General features: G+C 26.5%; 14 protein-coding genes. All 14 read left to right on the forward strand.

Going from position 1 to position 21,364, the window contains the following annotated elements:
* Nucleotides 1-12 precede the first annotated feature (12 nt).
* On the forward strand, nt 13-633 hold the full coding sequence (locus tag Q3304_RS09880) for a glutamate-rich protein 5 (RefSeq protein WP_235626745.1): 621 nt from the start codon (nt 13-15) through the stop codon (nt 631-633).
* Between the two features lie 21 nt (nt 634-654).
* Nucleotides 655-3,246, forward strand: a complete 2,592-nt coding sequence (locus Q3304_RS09885) for an Ig-like domain-containing protein (protein WP_407814302.1) — start codon at nt 655-657, stop codon at nt 3,244-3,246.
* A 32-nt stretch (nt 3,247-3,278) separates the two neighbouring features.
* Nucleotides 3,279-4,337, forward strand: coding sequence for an immunoglobulin-like domain-containing protein (locus Q3304_RS09890; RefSeq protein ID WP_407814303.1), 1,059 nt, complete (start codon nt 3,279-3,281; stop codon nt 4,335-4,337).
* Nucleotides 4,338-7,232, forward strand: coding sequence for a hypothetical protein (locus Q3304_RS09895; RefSeq protein ID WP_407814304.1), 2,895 nt, complete (start codon nt 4,338-4,340; stop codon nt 7,230-7,232).
* A gap of 52 nt (nt 7,233-7,284) precedes the next feature.
* Nucleotides 7,285-7,500 (forward strand): hypothetical protein, encoded by a 216-nt coding sequence (locus Q3304_RS09900; protein ID WP_054270811.1) that lies wholly within the window; start codon nt 7,285-7,287, stop codon nt 7,498-7,500.
* Nucleotides 7,490-8,569 (forward strand): hypothetical protein, encoded by a 1,080-nt coding sequence (locus Q3304_RS09905; protein ID WP_407814305.1) that lies wholly within the window; start codon nt 7,490-7,492, stop codon nt 8,567-8,569. Before Q3304_RS09900 ends, Q3304_RS09905 begins: the two co-directional genes overlap by 11 nt.
* A 13-nt stretch (nt 8,570-8,582) precedes the next feature.
* Complete coding sequence (locus tag Q3304_RS09910) at nt 8,583-9,104, forward strand: hypothetical protein (protein WP_407814306.1); 522 nt, start codon at nt 8,583-8,585, stop codon at nt 9,102-9,104.
* A 14-nt stretch (nt 9,105-9,118) separates the two neighbouring features.
* Entirely contained in the window at nt 9,119-11,482 is a 2,364-nt protein-coding gene (locus tag Q3304_RS09915; RefSeq protein WP_407814307.1) for a LamG-like jellyroll fold domain-containing protein, read from the forward strand.
* A 16-nt stretch (nt 11,483-11,498) separates the two neighbouring features.
* Nucleotides 11,499-13,733: a LamG-like jellyroll fold domain-containing protein gene (locus Q3304_RS09920; protein WP_407814308.1), complete on the forward strand. Its 2,235-nt coding sequence runs from the start codon at nt 11,499-11,501 to the stop codon at nt 13,731-13,733.
* Complete coding sequence (locus Q3304_RS09925; RefSeq protein ID WP_407814309.1) at nt 13,726-15,534, forward strand: hypothetical protein; 1,809 nt, start codon at nt 13,726-13,728, stop codon at nt 15,532-15,534. The genes Q3304_RS09920 and Q3304_RS09925 overlap by 8 nt, the downstream gene beginning before the upstream one ends.
* 1 nt (nt 15,535) lies before the next feature.
* Nucleotides 15,536-17,548, forward strand: coding sequence for a discoidin domain-containing protein (locus Q3304_RS09930; protein ID WP_407814310.1), 2,013 nt, complete (start codon nt 15,536-15,538; stop codon nt 17,546-17,548).
* Nucleotides 17,548-19,041: a hypothetical protein gene (locus Q3304_RS09935; protein ID WP_407814311.1), complete on the forward strand. Its 1,494-nt coding sequence runs from the start codon at nt 17,548-17,550 to the stop codon at nt 19,039-19,041. The genes Q3304_RS09930 and Q3304_RS09935 overlap by 1 nt, the downstream gene beginning before the upstream one ends.
* Before the next feature lie 195 nt (nt 19,042-19,236).
* Nucleotides 19,237-20,748, forward strand: a complete 1,512-nt coding sequence (locus Q3304_RS09940) for a hypothetical protein (protein ID WP_407814312.1) — start codon at nt 19,237-19,239, stop codon at nt 20,746-20,748.
* Between the two features lie 4 nt (nt 20,749-20,752).
* Complete coding sequence (locus Q3304_RS09945) at nt 20,753-21,358, forward strand: hypothetical protein (RefSeq protein ID WP_407814313.1); 606 nt, start codon at nt 20,753-20,755, stop codon at nt 21,356-21,358.
* Nucleotides 21,359-21,364: the final 6 nt, after the last annotated feature.

Here is a 21,364-nt window from a genome sequence, read left to right on the forward strand (position 1 = left end):
AGAGGTGAAATTATGAGTAACTTTAATGTCGCTTATAGTGCTGGTGGGAATTTAGATAAAATAAAAAAAGTTGGAAATATAGAAGAAATAAATAACATAGAAAGTATAGATAAAATAGATAGCCTATCTGAAATAGAAAAAATAGAGACTCTTAAAAATATTGAAAACTTGGAGCAAGTTAAAAGCGTAGAAAAACTTGAATCTGTTTCTAATATAGATAACCTCAATGAAGTTAATGTAGTAAAAGAAATAAAAGCGATAGGGAGTATACGAGGATTTGCATCAAAAACACAACCATATAATTATATGAGGCTAATAGAAGTTCCAGCACTTAGAGGAGTATTTGAAGAAGAGATAGTTTTATCTCCATCTGAGGTTGAGATTCTTGCTATATCTGTTACATGTAGTGGATATGGAGAAAATGACCACTATAATTTATATTTTAATGGACAATTGTGGTTTAAAGATTGGTATTTAGGAGAAGTAAAAGAAGGTCTTTTCTTAGGTTCATCTACATATGTATATCTAGCACCTCCAGATTCAAGAGTAGTTTTAAAATTTCATAATGATAGTGGAACTTCTAAGAAATTATGGTTTGGGATAAGAATGTTAAAAGATCCAGAACCAATTTAGGGATAGAAAGGAAAATTAAATATGTTAAGTAATGAAATAAAAGACTTTGTATTCCATGAGTTTAAAACAGATGCAGATAGTTTTGTAAAAGATTTAGCAAATGTTTTAGCCTTAGGAAATTATACTAAAGAAGTAAAAGATGTATCTGGAAATTTAATGAGAAAGTCATTGCCTTCAAAAGAAGATTGTTGGAATATAGTATATCCAAATCCAAACTTTAAACTTATAAAAGATAGAGAAGTCTCTTCTTTTGATGAGGTAAATGCAAGAGAATATGAGATAATAACTAAAGATCAAATTTCTAAAATAACTGATTCTGTTGTTGTAAGAGCTGTTACAAGACCAGTTGATAGAATTACTCAGCAAACAACAAAAGTTGGTTCTGATGAAGTTTCAAAATATGGACTTTTGGATGAAGCTATAGAAGAAAATGCAGTTATGTATATGGAAGTGTACTTTCCAAAGTATTTATGTGATACAGAATTGGATGACCCTACTCAACAACGAGATGGAAAAACTGTACCAAAAGTTGTAAATCTAAAAACTGGTGAGAAAGATGCACAAGCTAGAAACTATCATAACTGTTATATGAGAATTTTTGATAATCCAAATAAGGATTATTCTGGTCCAGCAGAAAATGTTATAGATATGGTAACTGGAGATATAGCTGAATTTAACTCTGCTTCATCTGAATGGTGTAAACTATCTTGGTTTACAGACTTTGATGAAAAGTTTAAATCTGAGCTTGGTATAACTGGATCAGATGCTCTTTTAAGAATTCCTATTACATCTTCTTTAAACAATAAGACTAAGATAAGAGTACTTGCTAATATACATCCAAATAGAGTACTTATAAATGTTACAGGTAATCCAAATGTAGATTATGAGGATAATAGATATTTAGTTGGTCAAGCATATATAGGCTCTATTGACAGTTTTGATTTTGCTAAAAAGGATATAGCTGGAAATTTTGGTATATTTGCAACTTCTTCATCTGTACCTTCTATACCAAAGTTTAATATTAAGTACAGTGAGCCTTTCAATGGAGTTAATACACTTGGCACTGATGGTGGCAAAACATCAGGAAAGGCTGTTATATCAAATGCAGGTGCTAAGTCAGCATGGGTAAATATAGGTACATTTCCTTGGTTAAATAATTCACTACTTAGTAATAGACCAGCAGATACTGTAATAAAATATACCTATAATAGAAGGGATATACCAAGAGATTTTGGATCAAATATTGCAGGCGGGAAAACGACTATATATGAACCTAGTTTACAAGTTACAATAGGTGCATCTGTAAACAATGAATTTGCATCTGAGTTTGGATTAATGAATCCAAACGTAAAATATAGTGGCGGATATGGAATATCTTATATTACACCTAATGCAAGAACATCCATATCAAGAGAAAAAATTACTTTTCCATCTGAATTGCCAATAACTATAAATAAACCAATAGTAAAGGATATGACAGTGGAAGTTCAGGTAACTTATAATGAACAAGACTTATACAACTATATAAGAAAATATGTAGCACAAAATGATGGAAAAGGTCTCTTAAATGACTTAAGTTATTATATCTATGGTTCACAAGATGGAATGGTTGAAAAACCAATTTATTTTTATCTAGGTTTTGATGAGGTAGAAGAAAGAACTACTCAAGAAGGTGGTTCAAATAGAGATAAGTATGGGAATCTTGTAGATATAAAATACCATCAGACTTATGGTGTACATACAGCAAATGGAACAACAGATTTTGCAATGTATAAGACAGATTCTGCTGACTATTTCCAAAGTCACTATTTTATGTTCTCATCAACAGAGCAATTCATGAAAAAACATATGTATGGCAAATCAGTTTATACAAACGAATACTTCGCAGATAGAATAAAAATTGTCCATAGTGCAGAAGGTGTTCGTGGAGCTTTATCAGGTATGATAGTGATAGATGCTGAATCACTCTTCCCATTTGATGAATTAATAGTAAACAAATCTTTTGAGAAATACGAAGATAAACCAGAAGAAACATATATATACCTTCCATTAACTACTCCTTATACTCCTTTTGCAAATTCTCCAAATGAAAGATACGGTGTTGGAATATTAAAAGAACTTAAATATAATGAAAGTAATGATGATTCTAAGTGTGAAGCTGCATTAAGAGAAATACAAGATATGTATAAAGATATCTATTCTTGTACAAACAATACAGAATCAGTTTATTTTGCTGATAAAACAAATAATGGATTAGAAATAATCTGGGATTCTTCTGACATGAATATAGTAAGTTTTTCTAAAGGAGCAGATGTTGAAGAACCTACATTAGAATTAAAAATATCTCCTGAAAACCCAACTATAACAGTTGGAGCAAAAAAAGCTCTTTCCCTACTTGAAGGAGAAGAAGTAGTAGTGGATGATAAAGTAATTTGGATTTCATCAAATGAAAGTATAGTTACTGTTTCTCAAAATGGAGAATTGGCTGGAATAAAAATAGGTGGAGCCATTATAACTGCTAGATATAAAAGCAGAAAAGTCCAAACTGAAGTAAATGTAAATTCTACAGATGAGTTGGATGAATCAGATTTACAAGAGGAACCTATTATATAAAATATGATTAGAAATAGAAAGGATGAATATTAATGTTAGGTATAATTAATAGACCAGATTTCTATGAAGGAGATAAGGAAATATATTTATCTGCTAACGTGAAATCTGGAGAAGTCTCTAAAACTAAAAAATTTAAGGTGCTTGTAAAAGCATCAAAGCGAACTGATTTGCAAAGTATCCTAGAAGATATAGGAAACATATCTATACCAAGTATAGTCACAGAAAATCTAACATTTATACAAAAAGGTAGTTGTGGTTCAACTATAGTATGGTCATCTTCTAGTCCGAATATAATAGGACAATCAGGAAGAGTAACAAGACCTGTATTTGGAGAAGCAGATGCAAAAGTTACTATAAATGTTATTGTATCAAAGGGAAGTGTAAGTAGAAGTAAAGAATTTAAAGTTACAGTACCAGCATGGACTCAAGAAGGTGAAGTTGAATCTGCAGCTAATGCAATAACTTGGGAACTTATTAGAAATAAAAATTCTGATATAAATAAGGTCACAACTGATTTAATACTTCCAACTACTATAGGAAATGAAATAGCAATAACATGGACTACAAGTAATTCTGCTTGTCTAAGTGACAAAGGGGTAGTCACTAGACCTGCATATAAAGATGGCGATAGTATTGTATCTGTTACAGCAACTCTTACTAAGGGTGAACTTACATCTATTAAGACTATAACTAATATTAGAATACTTAAACAAGACCCTACTAATCAAGAAAAGGTTGATGATTTTGTAAAAACTTTTGATTTTGCTTCATATATTGCACCAAATAAATCATTAATAGAACTTAGCAATAATTTTACATTACCTGCTAAAGTTGAAAATATGTCATTAACTTTTTCAGCACTTGATAATGAAGGTGAAGATTTAACATCAGCAAATATAAAATTAGAACTTGATAGTCAGTCTCTTTCTTATAAAGCTATAATAGTAAGACCTAGTTCTAGCACTGGTGACTTTAGCTTTAATTTAAAAATAGAAGCTAAAATCACTGTCTTATCAGGAGAAGAAACTTCAGAAGAAATTAAGGCCTCTAAGATATATTCAGCTAAGATATTAGCTATGATTGAAGAATAGATGATTGCAACTTTTAAGTTTAGCACTGGCGTTTTAGTCAGTGCTAATTTTAAATATAATCTTTCTGGGGATGAAAACTCTATAAGTTTATTTTATAAGATAGAGTGTGAACACACAAAAAGCAATATAGGCAATACTTTGTTGAGGTTAAAAAATGATATAAAGTCAATGAATATTAGTAAAAAACAGAAATTTTTTATAAAAAGTAAGAAGTCTTTACAACCAATATCAGTTAAGAATATATGTATAAATAAAATATATAAAAAGCTATATGATAAAAATAGTGATGAATGTATAAGTTTTTATAAAGGTCTTAAGGAATTTAGAAATTTTAATGATGCATTGAAGTATTTAATTAGAGAAGAGCAATATTTAGATAAATCAATTATAGAATATCTACTATTTGTAGAATATAAAGATACTAGAAATAAAATTCAAATAAATAATGATTATAATACATTTCGGACTAATCAAAACACATTATCTTTCCAAGACAATATAACAGAAGTAAGTAATATTGATAAGTATCTAAAAAATTATGATTATGAGGATATGATAGGCACACCAAGTAAAAAAATTTTTGGAGACAATATAGATGTAAATATAAGTGAAACAGAAAATGATACATACATACTTGATTTTGAAAAAAATATTAGAGACTTAGACAAAAAAATAAATATAAATGATTATATAAATCTTAAAAGTTCAATAAATAATAAAATCTTTATGGAAAAACCAAAGTTGGTTGAAGGTTATACTGAAAATCTATCTATAGATTTACAAAAACTTATAAAAGATGGAGATTTGAGGAATGTTTTTATTGAAGAAAATAAAACATCTACATCAAATTCTTCATCTAATATATATATTAATTTGCCCTATTTTATTGATATGCCAAACATGTCAGAGATTTTAATAAATGAGAATATAAAACTGAGAAATAATTTTAATAAACAAATACTTATAGAAGATAAAAAGTATTTATCAAAGGGATATTCAAGTAAAATACAAACATTTTTAGAATCTAAATATAAATTATATAAAGGTGAAGATTATATAGCGTTATATAATTTACTAGACAATATTGAAAAAAACATAGATGGTAGTCTTCATGTTGTAGATAATATTAAAATTTTTACACATGCAGGTTCAAATATTCAAATATATGAGATACTCGATAGTTATGATTTTATAAAAGGAAAGCCTACATTTAATTTATATAACCTAGATATGAATACAAGAAAGGCTGACAATCGAAAAATTTATATTTCTAGTACAGATTTATTTTCTAAATACTACAATCCAAAGTTTGATTTTAAAAATGATGAATATAACTTATTAATATCAAAATCTAACAATAAGGAAACATCAATAACTGAGTATGAGTTGTTTGGAAAATATCAAGAGGGTAATTTGTATCTTATTGACTCAATTATATCACCAGAATATCTTTCAAAATCTTCATTGTATGTATTTGAAAACTATATATATAAGCTATTAGAAAGTAGCAAATATACACTTCTAATAAATAAAGAATTTGAAAAAGGAACAATACAAAAAAATGACTTTAAGATATTTTATGATTCAAATCTGACGAATTTTTATAAAGAGGGTAATTTATTAAGTATTCCAAGTTGTATAGACGAGTTATATAAATGTAATACTAATCTCTATAATATGTATCAAATTCAATTTGGAATAATAAAAAAAATTAAAGGTGTATCATCTAATGAATCGCCAATTGAATTAAAATTTTCAAAGCTACCTACATATAAAAATAATGATGGCTTTTTTGGAGTTGCAACAGAATATTTTCCTGAATTTGTGGTTATTGATGGAAGTCAAGATGAATTGATTCTTCCTAAAAACGGTTTTGATTATAATATATATAAAGATAAGATATTTGGTGATAACCTCATAATATTAGATAAGGACAAGTATGTAAAAAAATATACACAAGCAGGAAACCAAGTAATTGAATTGCCTATAGAAAATCCAGTAGATTATTTTGCAAATATAGCAATAGATGTTATAAATATTGATGTTTCTGTTATGAAGTATGTTCTTGACACACTATACAATCAATGGAGGCATAATATTTATAGATATGCTGGTATAGAGCCTGAAAAAGCTATAAAAGATTTAATAGATTCAACCATGAAATATATAGGTGAAAAATACTATTGGGATAGATGCAAAATACCACATCTTGAAAGAACATTGAAACTTTTCTTGTGGTATGCAGAAATGAGTATATTATGTAATTCAAAGTATGAAGTTGTGTATATAAGAGAAGATTGTGAGATTGATTATTCTAAAAAAACGCTGGGAAATTTAGAAAAAAATATACTATATATTGATAACTTAGTATTGACCGATGATTTTGTTTTATCAAGTCAAGAAAAAGGTGTAAACTCTGGGTTAAAATTTAAAGTTAATCAAGAATTTGATTTACAATTAAAATTTAAAGCTTATATGGAAAATAGTGGCGTGTTAGAAATACATATAGGAGAAGCAATTTATACATTTTTAGGAGATGAAAAGCCCTCTTATAATATAGATTTGACAATTCCAAAAGAAATTAAAGAAGTAGAAATTTTGTTTTTTTATGATAATGAGGAATCTTTCATAGATATAGCAGTTTTTAAAATAAAAGATATGTTCAATAAATCTGTTAATATAAAGTATCTTGGAAAGCTTGGAAAAACGAATAAAACTGTTGAATATTTGATAGATATGTTAACTATTGCAGGTGAATCTATAGAGGATACACAAGTTAAATTGGGAATTCAAAACTCAGTACAAGTTGCATATGCACTTGATACATTTAAAGATTACATGTTTAAACATCATGATAATAAAGAAAAAGGTAGACGAAGAGTAATCAGGAAATAACAAGTATAAATTACTAAGTAATTATCAAAAATGTTAGAAGGGAAGAGATATTATGGTAAATTATCAAATTCAATACAAAGAGAAAGTAAATCAAAATGTATTATCTGGACCACCAAATGAAGCAAATGAATTTTGGAGAGTAGTATGTGACATGCCAACTTTACAATCAGCAATAGCAACTACTAAATCACTAGTGAAAAAATATGGGTATGAAAATTTTCAGATATGTAAAGTAACTAGTATAAGGGTTGAAGTTCATGCAGAGTAAAAAAAAATTGAATAAAATATCTACAGGACATATATTTAGTGAGGAATTCAATGGTGCAATGAATCCTCTGTGGGATATATTTCCAAGTGATAATAATAGAATCACCTTTACAGGTGATTCTATTAAAATACTTGAAAATGCTGACAAAACAGAATTATTGATACCATGTCCAAAAGAGTCTGGATATGTATTTCAAACACATATAAGATATGAACCAAAAGAATCTAATAATGGTGGATGTATAGTAAAGTCTATTACAGAAAATTACATAGAATGTGAACTATCAGCAGAAATGGAATTAATATATTATTCATATTTAAAAGTAATATATTCTGAGAACTTTGTATTAAATCTTAGAGCATCAAAAGATGGATTAAATTGGGAAGATTTTGGAAGTACAAAATTACTTGATTCTAATTCTATAGGATATTATCTAAATGACAATAAAAATTCATTAGAAATATTTAATTGTGAAATGTATAAGAGTAATTTTATAACACTTATAGGAATTGATAAAACACAAAATATTAAAATATATGATGAAAATAATGAAGAAATAGTTACAAAGATAGATATGAAATATACTAAAGATTCTGTTGTAGTTGATTTATCATCAAAACTTTTTCCAATAAACAATGTAAGGATAGAAGTTGAAAGTGAAGGTAGATTATTTGACAGTGTGACTATAGATAAGTTGTATGGTGGAGATGTGTATTCATTTGAACCAGAAATTAAATTTATTGTAGATGAAGCTAATATAAATAATGGTGATTTTGATTTAGGATTAGTACAAGGTAAAGATAGAGTTTATGAGTTAAAAGTAGTAAATGAAGGAAATCTTACTAAAACTGGAATTTTAAAAATAGTAGGAGTTTCTAGTTATGATAAAGGTAATAGCATGGCTTATTTGGTGCCATATGGGGATTCAAGTGGAAATTCTGATTTATTTAAAGAACTAGAGGTTAGTTTGTTGCCTGGAACTACAACTAAGTTTTTGATTAAAATAATAAAGGACTCTAGTTGCATAACAATTGATGATAAATATAGTTTTAATATTATATTCATGTAAGGTGGTAGGTGAGATGAGTGTAAAAATAAAAAGATATGGAAAAACAGAATATTTAAATGACCATAATCAATTAAAAAATACGGATATAGAAGATCAACATCCAATAAAAGCTATTACTGGATTGAATAAAAAATTAGATGATATAGACAACAATATAAATATTAATGTAAATAACATAAGAAGTAACAGAGAAGATATAGATATTATTAATAGAATGATAGAAAATGGGGAGATTGGTGGAGGTTCTGGTGGTGTAGCTAATATAACTCCCCTTATTGAAAGAGTAAAAGTGTTAGAACAAAATGTAGTTATACTAAATGGTAATAATTTGGAACTAAAAGAGTTTGTAGTTAATGTATTGGGCGAAGTGAATCGTTTAGAAGATGAACTTGCAAAAACAAAACTTATTGTAGATGAGTATCATAAAAACACCAATTTGAATAAAAATAGTTTTACTGATACTTTGATAAATGATGACTATATACAAAATCTAATTGATTGTAAGATTGATATAAATAATGACAATGTTACATAAAGTGAGGTGATAAGATGCAAGGAATAGATAAATATACTTTGGTGTACTTAAAAGCAGAAGATTTTACTGATAGCAGTTTTAATAATATAGAGATAACTTCTGGTGGTGCTCAAATTATAGATGATGGTTGTTTTGGAAAATGTTTTAATTTTACAAATGTAAACCAACGATTGAGAGTTCCAGATGGTTCATATAAATTAAATGAGGAATGGACTATCGATTTTAGATTGTATATGAATTCATTGAGCACTCCTACAACTTTTGATATTTTAGGTAAAGGATACTATCAGGGTGGAGTTAACAATGGATTTGTTATTAGAATAGAAGATAACGGTTCAATTCGTATTATGCTAACCAATGGTTCAACAGTAAGAAACCAATTATTTACTTCAACTAAAGTCATAAAGGTCAATTGTTGGCAACATGTGTGCTTTATATACAAAAACTATAATTTAAGCATTTATATTGATGGAAAATTCGCATGTTCTTTTATTGATTACAATGTAGATATAAATGGAACAGGTAGAGATTTAATCTTAGGTGGTGGATGGGAAAATGATTCTACTAGAACCTCAAATCATAGAATAGATGAATTTAGAATTTCTAATGTGGCAAGGTGGACAGAAGATTTTACATTGTCAACAGAACCATACGATTACTCTCCTAACATTGAGATAATGGAGCAAACAGAACATCAGATAAGTTTTAATGTATTATCAAATACAACTACTGTAAATAAAGTTAAAGTTTATATAAATGATGAAGTAGAAAAAGAGTATATTGATATTTTTGAAAACTTAATATTTGATATTATATATGATGAAAAATACATAACTGGAGAAAATGAAATAAAATTTGTTATTGAATACAATGACATTAAAACTGTAGAAGAAAAAGTATATCATCATAGACAAGGGATTGATGAAAACACTGTCTTTTTTCTAAATGGCACAGAAGTAGTAGATAGCAGTTATAATCCCAAAGTTATAAATAATAATGGAGTAACAATGTCTGATGATGGTAAATTTGATAAATTCTATAATATGAAATCTGGATATCTGCAAATACAAAATTTTAATCCTCATTTTAAAAATTTTTCAGTAGAGTTTTATTTGAAATTTAATACAAATAATACACTAGATGTATTATTTGATACAAGAAACTCTTCTCATAATAAAGGATATGTAATTTATATAGAATCTAATAAGCTAAAATTCCAAATAGATAAAGATGCATCGTTGAGTTCTTTTATAGATTATTCAAGTTTTGATAAAAACATTTATCATCATTTTGTATTTGAGGTTAAAGATTATAAATATGTAAAAATGTATCATAATGGTAAACTCAAAAAATTTGATACCGTATCTGAATTACCTCAAGAACATATAAGTAATAACATATATATGTCAAGAAGATGTGATGGAGTTAATAATTTTTTTACTCATGAATTAAGTATGTTTATGATTTCTAATGTAAATAGATATAATGAAGAGTTCATACCAACAAATACCATTTATTCTTATGAACCTACACTAAAAGCAAATCAAGTATATGAAAATCAATTAATATTATCAATAGAGGATATATCAAATGTAATGAACAAACTAGAAATTTTTATAAATGGGGAATTAAAAGAAACTATAGTTGATGATTTTAACAATATTAACTTTAATTTATTATTAGATGATTATAGTGATGGTTTTAATGAATTTGAATTACTAATGACATTCAATAATATTAAGCGTATTATAAAAAAATTTAAAATTTATAAAAATAAAGAAAAGTTAATACTTACAAGTAAATATTTTGAAATTAAAAAAGTTCTATTTGATAAAGCATATACTCATTTTAAACCTTTCTTTTTAGGTCATGGTAGTATTAATATTTTGTACTCAACAAAGGATAATGAATTTACCTACTGCGATATTAATACTTTTACACAAATAAATTCAAATAATATAAAATTAATGTTCTTGATGGATTCAGATGCTATAATTGATGCCTATAAAATTTATGTGAAAGATTGTATTGATACAAGTATCATTAACTTTGATGAAGTTTTACCTCCACCAAACAACATAGATAAATTCCCAATAGCTGGTGGAGGAGGACTTAGTGAAGAATTATTTGATGCAATAAAAAGCAATTTTTATATTTTAAACAATAAAATAATGGAAGAACAAAAACATATAAAAGATATAAACGATAGAATTATCTCAGTAGAAGATAAAGTATATGATATTGAATTTGATGTAGACGAATATCATAAGAATTCTGGTTTAAAATATAATCGACTAACTGATACTCTTATTGATGATAGATATATAAAACAATTAATAGATTGTGAATTAGATATTACTAATGACAGTGTTACATAGAAAGAAGGTGAATAATATGTCTAGTATTGGAGATTCACTTCCTCAACCAGAAAAAGGATGGAAAAGATACAGTGATGATTGTGTAAATATATTCTACTCTGAACCGTATAAAAGAGTTCCTATGAGTTCCTGTTATGGTGGAACAGGTACATATGTTAAGAATGTTCTTTATAATGAAACAAATATTAATTTTAGTTTTATTGGTTCAAAAATAAGAATAATGTGTGATGTATGTAGCGATAGGTCTGATTTAATTGATATTAATCTTGATGGCAAAGTTGAACAATTTAGCACAAGAACTGATAGCACTTGGAATTTTTCTAAAATAGTATATGAAAAATTAGACCTAGACAATAAACTACACAATATTAAAATATCAGTAAATAAAAACAGTGTTGTTGTTTATTTATTCTTAGATTGTATAGATATAGATGAAAATGGATATATGCTGGATTTAATTGAAACTAAATTAAATAAAAAAACTACATTAGAATCTATGGAAATAGGAGATATAATTCCTTGTAAATATACATCCCCAATTTCTGGGAAAGTAGGATATTTTTCAGAACTTGGGATTTGTAATTGTGATGGAATAGATGTAGACACTTCATCAGATACACCAGATGGAAAGTTTTATTTTATAAAAGTTGATGATAATAAATTTATTGCTGATAGAAATGTTCAATCATCTATTTCATGGAATGAATTAAATAAAAGTAAATTAACTTGTAAAATGTTTTCTCCAAATGCTTTAGTATTTGATGGTAAATCATCATATGTAAGTATCCCTATAGAAAAAATCAGAACCACTAAAGAGATAACAATAAAAATAAGAGTATATCTAGAAGACTGGACAGTTGGGTCAGAACATAGATTTTTTAGCTGTACACAAGTTGGAGGTTATGCATGTTGTTATGTACCAGAAGATAGATATTTTAGATTTGAAATTTCTACAAATTCTGCAAGTTCATATTTTATTACTGGATTTAATGTTGACACCTCTACTAATGGATGGAAAACTTTTTATATATCATATAATGGAGAATCGTTTAAAATATATGATGGATTAACTTTAAAATTAAGTGAAAAACAATATGGCTCTGTTATATATGGGAATACAAGTCATATTGTATTAGGAGGAGAGGCCGGATTTGGATTTGAAGTATATGATAATCGTTTAACTGGAAAAATATCAGAGTTTGCAATATGGAATAAAGCAATAGACCCACTAATTATAGAAGATAATTTAACAGGCAATGAAGAAAATATAATTTGTCTACTAAAATCTACTAATGCAATTGGAGACAAGCTTTATGATTTATCACCAACTAAAAATACTGCAACTATTAGTAATTGTGTAAAAGAATATGATTATATTAATAATTATTATTATACTATTCCAAATGGAGGTATAGCCTATAATGATGATACAATTGTATCTTTTCCAAAAAAAGTTTTAACATCAAATGAAAGTGATGACTACATTCTAGAACAAAGTTCAACATACAGTGCAGGATACCTTGCGTATTTAGCTTTCAACAAAACAAATATAGATTCTAATGACTGTTGGCATAGTAATTCTGAAGCTAATCCATATATAAAAATATCATCAAAAAAAGAAAAAATACTAACTTGTGGATTTATGTTAACCAACAGAAATTGTCCTGGATCCATCCAACCTCCATCCTCTTGTACTGTATATGGAAGTAATGATAATACAATTTTCGAAAAGATATATGAAACATCAAATTTGCCTTCAGGAAATAAAGCAACTTCTTGTCATTATTTTAATTCGCAAGTAGAATATTTACATTATAAGTTTAATTTTCAACGTGTAGATTCATATGTAGCTATAGGTGAATTAGAACTATTTAAAGAAGATGAATATAAAAATACATCTCCAGGTCTAATTAATAAAAACCAAGGTGGTTGGCCAATAGAAAACGATTGGGATAAATACATAAGAAATAGTGATTTAAAAGTAAATATAACATCAGGAGATAATGATATATGGAATTATAATGATATAGCTTCTTTATGTAAAGAGAAAGTTATTACAGGATTAAAAGATATTAACAATGAAAATATAGAACCTACAAGTGGAAATATATTAATACCAATTCGTGGAAAAACTGAAGATGTTGATGATTTGTCAGCAAAAAGATTTAATATATGTTTATCTTCATCTGTTGCTAAAAATACAGGTTTCAGACCTATGTTAATTACAGAGAGAGGTGGAAAAAATGGCTAATATAGGAAGTTCTTTGTCACAACCAGAGCAAGGATGGAAACGATATGATAATGCAGATAGCAGAATAAAATATATAAATAAATGGACTATATATAATAACAATACATCTTGCCTATCCAATTATAAGCATAATGAGAATGGTGCATTAGAATTTAGATTTACTGGTACAAAACTAAGATTAATGGATGCTGCATCTGATGCTTCCCACACTAATAAATGTACTATAGAAATAGATGGAGAGAAATTTATAGCTAGTCAATGTACACCAAATCTTGTACATCCTAATTACATTTATCAAATGTTATTTTTTGAAAAGCTTGATTTAACTGATGGCATTCATACGGTTAAATTATATATAGAACCTGAAACTCCTCCACCTCCAAGTGCTCCTTATGGAGATCACTACTTAAGTCTAGATTCAATTGATATTGATACAAGAGGACAATTACTACATTACAAACTAGAACCAAATAAAATAATCAATGATATTCAAGTTGGAGAATATATATCTTGTGATTATACTTATGATAATGGATTTTCAAATTTTGGTGATGGAAAAAGATTAAACTTTATCTGTGTTAAAAATAATTTTAATCAGCATATCTTAATTTCTGATATAGTAATTCCAAACTTAAGCTTTGATGAAATAAACAATAAAGGTTTTATTTATGGAAAAGAATTGGATAATAACCTATATAAAGGTTACTCATGTATTATAAAATCAATTACAGACAGTCCATATAATGACAGTTACTTACATTCAGAATATGATAAATATATTTTAAACAGTACTTTAAATGACTTAATTATTTCTGGAAATAAAGATATATGGCATCACAATTTAGCATCTATAACTGACACTTTTTCTGACTCAGATAATACTAAAGTGATAATTAGAGGTGGTACAAGTTCAAATTCATATAATGTGGTAAATACATCTACTAAAAACGACACAATCGGGTTTAGACCAGTTTTAATTATAAATAATATATATTTATATCCAGAATTTGATATTGATTATACTTTTGGAGAATGTGATGGAATTATAAACTTAACAAATATATTATTAGATAAAACAATAGAAGTATCAAAAATAAAAGTTAAAATAACAAATAAAAATAATACAGAGATATTATATACAAATTTATTAGATGTAAATGAAGGTAATTTAAATTTAGATATAAGTAATGCTGACTTGTCAAATGGATTAAATCTCTTAGAAATAATTATAGAAGATGAAAATGGCTATGTTTCAAATACTAAGAGTATAAGTGTATTTAAACACAATGAAGGTCTTATTCAATATTCTAAAATAATCTTGACTGAAAATATATCATTTGATAGAGAGTATAAAAATATGAAAGTTAAATTAAAATCTACTGGTGCAATTATTGGAATTTACACTATAGATAATATTAACTATAATGTCTTTGACATAAATTCTATTTTTAGTATAAATTCAAATAATGTTAATCTACTATTATTAATGGATAAAGATACTGTTTTAAATGCATATAAATTAATCTGTGATGATATTGAACCAATTAATTTTGATAATACTGAATTAAATCCACTTCCTCCATATAGCGAAGGAGGCTCAGAGTCTGTAAACAAAGAAGAGATAGTAAAAATAGTAAATGAAATTGTAAATCCGAAAATTGATTTAATAAATAAAAATCTAAATATATCTGATTTAAAAATTCAATTAAAATATGATAAAGAATTAAATCTTTCAGCTAATTATACATCTAACTATTATATAGACACTAAGCTCGATACATTAGAAAGAGAAGGTGAATAATATGACCAACACTGGAAGTATACCTATTCAAACAAAAACTGGTTGGAAAAGATATGATGATAATCATATAAATATATTGTATTCTAAACATTACAAGAGAACATCTTTAGGTACATGTTATGGTGGTTCATGTTCATATGTTATTGATGCACCTCATGATGAAACTAATATTAATTTTACATTTATTGGGACAAGGATAAGATTGTTTTGTGTTAAGTTTAATGATAGGTCTGATGTAGTTGATATCGATATTGATGGTGCAATTGAACAATTCAGTACAAAAGACAATAGTGGCAATATTTCTACAGTAGTATATGAAAAGTTAGGATTAGAAAATAAAATACATAATGTTAAAATTTCTATAAATAAAAAAAGTCAATCTGTTCATTTTTTATTTGATTGTGTAGATATAGACGAAGATGGATATATCTTATCACCAATAGAAGGTAGATTAACTCAACGAACTTCAATAGAAAATATGGAAATAGGAGATATAATATCTTGTAGATATACTGCTTCTATTGCTGGAAAAATAGGAGATTTTTCAGAATTAGGAAATTGTAACTGTGAGGAAATTACAAGGGATGTATCAAGTTCAACACCAGATGGAAAATTCTTTTTTGTTAAAGTAGATGACAATAAATTAATAGCAGATAGAAATATACAAAACAATATATCTTGGAATCAGATTAATGGTAATTTAGACATATTTTATAAAGAAAAAATATTTCCTCTGAATATTTGTGAAAGTGATGAAACAGATGAATATGTTTTAAAAGCTAGTAGTGTGTATAATGAGAGATATGCATACAAAGCTTTTGGGAGTAAACTAGGATGGCATAGTAAAGGTGCTGGCTACCCACACACTTTACAAGTTACTTTCAAAACTCAACCTCAAAGAATAAATTTTTATAAATTTCATTTTGGAAATAGTGAACAATACCCACAATCTGCAACTGAATGGACTATAGAAGCTAGTAATGATGAATTAAATTGGGTTGTTTTACATACAGTTAAAGAAAATCCAGCTCTAAAACATGATCAAATTAAAAATTATATATTTAAAAATGAAAATTTTTATAAACATTATCGAATAAAAATAACAAATTCAAATTCAGTTGATAAAAGTGTAGCCATAAAATGTTTAGATTTCTTTTATAAAGAATTTTCTATGTGTTTACCAGATGGAGGAGTAGCATATAATAACGATATAACAGTATCTTTCCCTAAAAAAGCTTTAAATGCAAATGAGACTGATGAATATATACTTTATGCAAGTGGGTCTCTTAGTGACGCACTTCTTACATATAAAGCATTTAATAAAACAAACATTGATTCTAATGATTGTTGGCATAGTCCTAATGAAGCAAATCCATATATAAAAATATTTTCAAAAAAAGAAAAAATAATTTCAAATGGATTTATATTCACTAATAGAAATAGTGATTCATTCCCTCAAGCTCCAAATTTATGTATCGTATATGGTAGTAATGACAACGAAAAGTTTGAAAAGATATATGAGTCATCAAGCTTTCCTCAAAATGCTAGAGCTGTATCTTACCATTATTTTAATTCTCAGGTAGAATATTTATATTATCAATTTAATTTTAGTGGAGCAACAGGTTATGTAGCTATAGGAGAATTAGAAATACTTAAAGAGTATGAGTACAAAGACTCTTATTCAAGTTTAGTTAATAAAAATCAAGGAGGTTGGCCAACTATTAATGATTGGGATACATATATATGGAAAAATAACTTAAATGGAAAGATAGATGCAGGCGATAATGACATATGGAATTATAAATATCTTGTATCTTTCACCAAAAATATTGCAATTTTATCAATTCAATCTATATATGGAACTATTCCAGATGGAAATAGAATTGTTGTTAGAGGATATAATGACCAATATGTAAATGATAATAGTCCCAAAAGACTTGACATATCAATTACAACACATAAATCTTCTACTTTTGGGTTTAGACCTATGTTGGTTATAGGTGGTGAAGAATAATGGCTATTGTAGGTGAACAATTACTTCAACCAGAAGCAGGTTGGAAAAGATATGATGAATCAAAAATACGATCTATAAACAAAAACTGTAGTTCAGAGTCTAATAGTACTTATTATGGAGGTTCAAGCACTTTACTTAAAAGCACTGATAGCAGTTATAAATTCAAATTTTATGGAAATAAGTTAAGACTTATATCAGATAAAAATTCAAATAGACCAAAAGACAATACCAAGATAACTATTGATGGAATTGAGTATATAGTTAATTCATATAACAGTCAACCTATTTCACAAGTACTTGCAATTAGTTTAGAAAATCTAGAAAATTCTATACACGAAGTTGTAATATCACCTGTTAAAGAAGGATTTGTGGTTGTTGATTGTATAGATATAAATGAAGAAGGATATATCGCTGATTTACCTTTAGAAAAAAATAGAATTATTAATGTAATAAAAGTTGGAGAATACATTTCATGTAATTACACTTATAATAATGGTTTCACAGATTTTTATAGTGGGACAGGCATGAATTTTATTTGTGTAAATCATACAGATAGAGAATCAATATTAATATCTGATAAAGTCTTTCCTAATTTGTCTTTTGATGAAATAAATCAAAAAGGATTTATTTATGGTAATGAATTAGATAATCAGCCTTACCCTCACAATGTATTAATAGTGCGTTCATTAACTGGTGGTTCTAACAATAATGCTTTATCTGAATATGATAAGTATATTGTAAATTCAGATTTAAATGGACTAATAACTCCAGGAGATAAAACTATTTGGAATTGGGGCATTTGTAGTATAACAAGCTCTATATCAGCATCTGATAATTCTAAAATAATAACTAGAGGGTATTCTAGTTTAACAAACTATTCAACAAATAATACTTTTAATAACAAGGGACCAACATTTGGGTTTAGACCAGTATTAATTATTAAACATTCATATATATTTCCAATATTTGATATAAATTATTTTGGATATATTAATAATTGTTTTAATATAACTAATATAATTTTAGATGTCTCAATAAAAAAACCTAAAGCAATAATAGAGATAATAAATATAAATAATTCTCATACTTTAGTATCTACTGATTTAATAGATATTGTAAATGGTTCCTTAAGTGTAGACTATGCGTTTAATAAAAATGATTTTATATTAAATGAGAAAAATGAACTAAAGATTACTTTAATTGATGAAAATAATTTTAGTTCATTTATAAGAATAAATACATTCCCTACTGAAGATAAACTTTTTATATTTAATCACTCAATAACTTCTACTATTATTGAAAATAAATATAGCAAAGATAGAATGATTATTTGTGCAAATATAAAAGACAACTACAATGTTTTATATTTAAATAATGATAAATACATATCAGCAGATCTTGAAGAATTTATTGATGTAATCGAAAGTACAAAGTTAAAATTCTTATTAGATAAAAATTCTAACTTAATTTCTTATGGAGTAGCATTTGTATAATAAGAAATGAACATTATAATGAATTAAGATTTAAATAAGAAAATAATTATTAATAGATAGTAAATAAAATTTAATCTAAAACTTACAAAATGGATATAAGTAAGAGTATATTAAATAATGTCAAGATACATAGTGTATTCAACTAATCTTAAAGAATCATAACAAATAAAGATGCTTAAAAGGAATTAAATAAATATGGACACATCAAAAAAGCTATTTAATGAACATGAATTTTATGGTAAAAATATTTATCTATTAGGAACTTCAGAATTTGGACCAGTAAACACTCCAATAAAAATAAACTCAATTTCTCATATGAATTCAAAATTTGGAAAAACAGGCTCTTTAGTTAAAGCATATAAAATTATAAAAGAATCTAAATTAGACTGTAAAGTTTATCTATGCAAAGTTACAGGAGCACATGCAGAAGTTTTTTTAGATGTAAAATGTACTAATGGTGAAGTAATAAAAAACTGTATACATATTAAATCAAAGTATGCGAATGAAATATATAATGATATAGAAATAATAGTAAATCAGGATGATTTGCAGGTAATCTATCCAAAAAGTTTAGGGGATTATGTATTAAAATATCCATATAAAAATTATCCTACACTATATGACCTATCAGAAGCTATAAATAAAGATTCTCAAAAACTAAAAGGGATGATAATTTGTAGTATTTATTGTGATTCTTATATAGAAACAAAGGAATCTATAAGTGAAGTAAATCAAAGTATATACAAACTTAGTGGAGGATATAGTGGATTAGATTGCAATAAAAACACAATGTACAATAATTTAGATAGCACATACACTATTTTGGAAGGGCTTGACATAGATATTATTATGCCTTTAGGAGTATACTATGATGATACATTTACAGATGATATAGAAAAAATAGATAAATATTATGACCTAACTAGAGAATATCTAACTCTGAAGGATGGAGAAAGATACGTAACTTTTTATGAACAATTACTTAATTTCTGCATAGTACAAATGAAAACAGGTATTATAACTCATGGTGTAATTGGACTTAATCCAACTAATGAGATTTGGATAGATGAGAAAGAATATATTGGTAGATTAGAATATTTTAAAAAAATAAATGAAGTGTCAAAGTTTGATAAAAATTATGAACAATTGATAAGTGTAGTAGCTGGTGACATATATACCACATATGGTACTAATATTGTAAATGCAAGTATTGTATATGCTCCTCTTATAGCCAGTTTAAACATAATAGAAAATACTACAAATAAAGAAATTCCAGAGTCATTTTCATTATTTAATACTTTTGATATTTTAACAATAGAAAAAATGAATGAGCTTGGATATGTATCATTTAGATTCAGTCAGTTACTTAGAAGAGTAGTTGTATCAAACGGAATTACAATGAGTGAGCATACAGAATATAAGTATCTATGTAATGTAAGAATGATTCAATTGACTATGTGCTATATAAAAAAAATGATGTATTCATACATAGGTGAAAATATAGATGCTTTGCTATCATCTGGATATTTAAAAGAAAACTTAACACAATTGTTAGATGAATTAATAGATAAAGAAATTATAAGTGAATATATAATAAATGAATTGTTTAAACATAAGTCAGGAGAATTATTTTTAGATTTAAGTTTAAAGACAGTATATATGTTAGAGTATGTTAAAACCTATAGTGGATTGAGTATAGGTAGGTGAAAAAATGGATATGGAATTTATGCAAAATAATAAAAATATACTTACAACTGAAGAATATATTGATAATTTTGAAAAAATGGAAGAAATATTAGAAGACATTTTAAATGTAGAATTAGAGGATAATTGGGGAGTAATTTCCTTTGACACAATAAAAAAAGATGAAGCAAATAAAATTATACTTCCACAAATAAATTATATTGTAAAATTAAGAGAAACATCTAAAGGAAAAAGTCATAAACCAATGTTGGCTGATGTAATAGATGAATCAAATGAAAATAAAGAAAAAACAGGTAAGGTCATTAAAGTATATAGACAAAGTTTTGATTGTATATTAGAATTTAGATTTCTAACTAAAACACAAAGAGAATGTAGAAAACTCATGGAAGATTTCGAAGATATAATAGTGTCTTATACAGGATTTCTAAAGAAAAAAGGTCTTGGAGAGATTTTCTTTTTAAAGGAGATGTCGACTGAAGATAACATAAGTTTTGATAAAAATATTTCAGTCAAAATATCTGAATATTTTATACGATTAGAGAAAGTAAAGACTTTAAACGTTAATAAACTAAAAAGTATAGAAATGAAATTTTATATACAGGATAGAATTTAACCAAGA

The sequence above is a fragment of the Clostridioides sp. GD02377 genome (assembly GCF_045899875.1).
Classification (GTDB): domain Bacteria; phylum Bacillota; class Clostridia; order Peptostreptococcales; family Peptostreptococcaceae; genus Clostridioides; species Clostridioides difficile_A.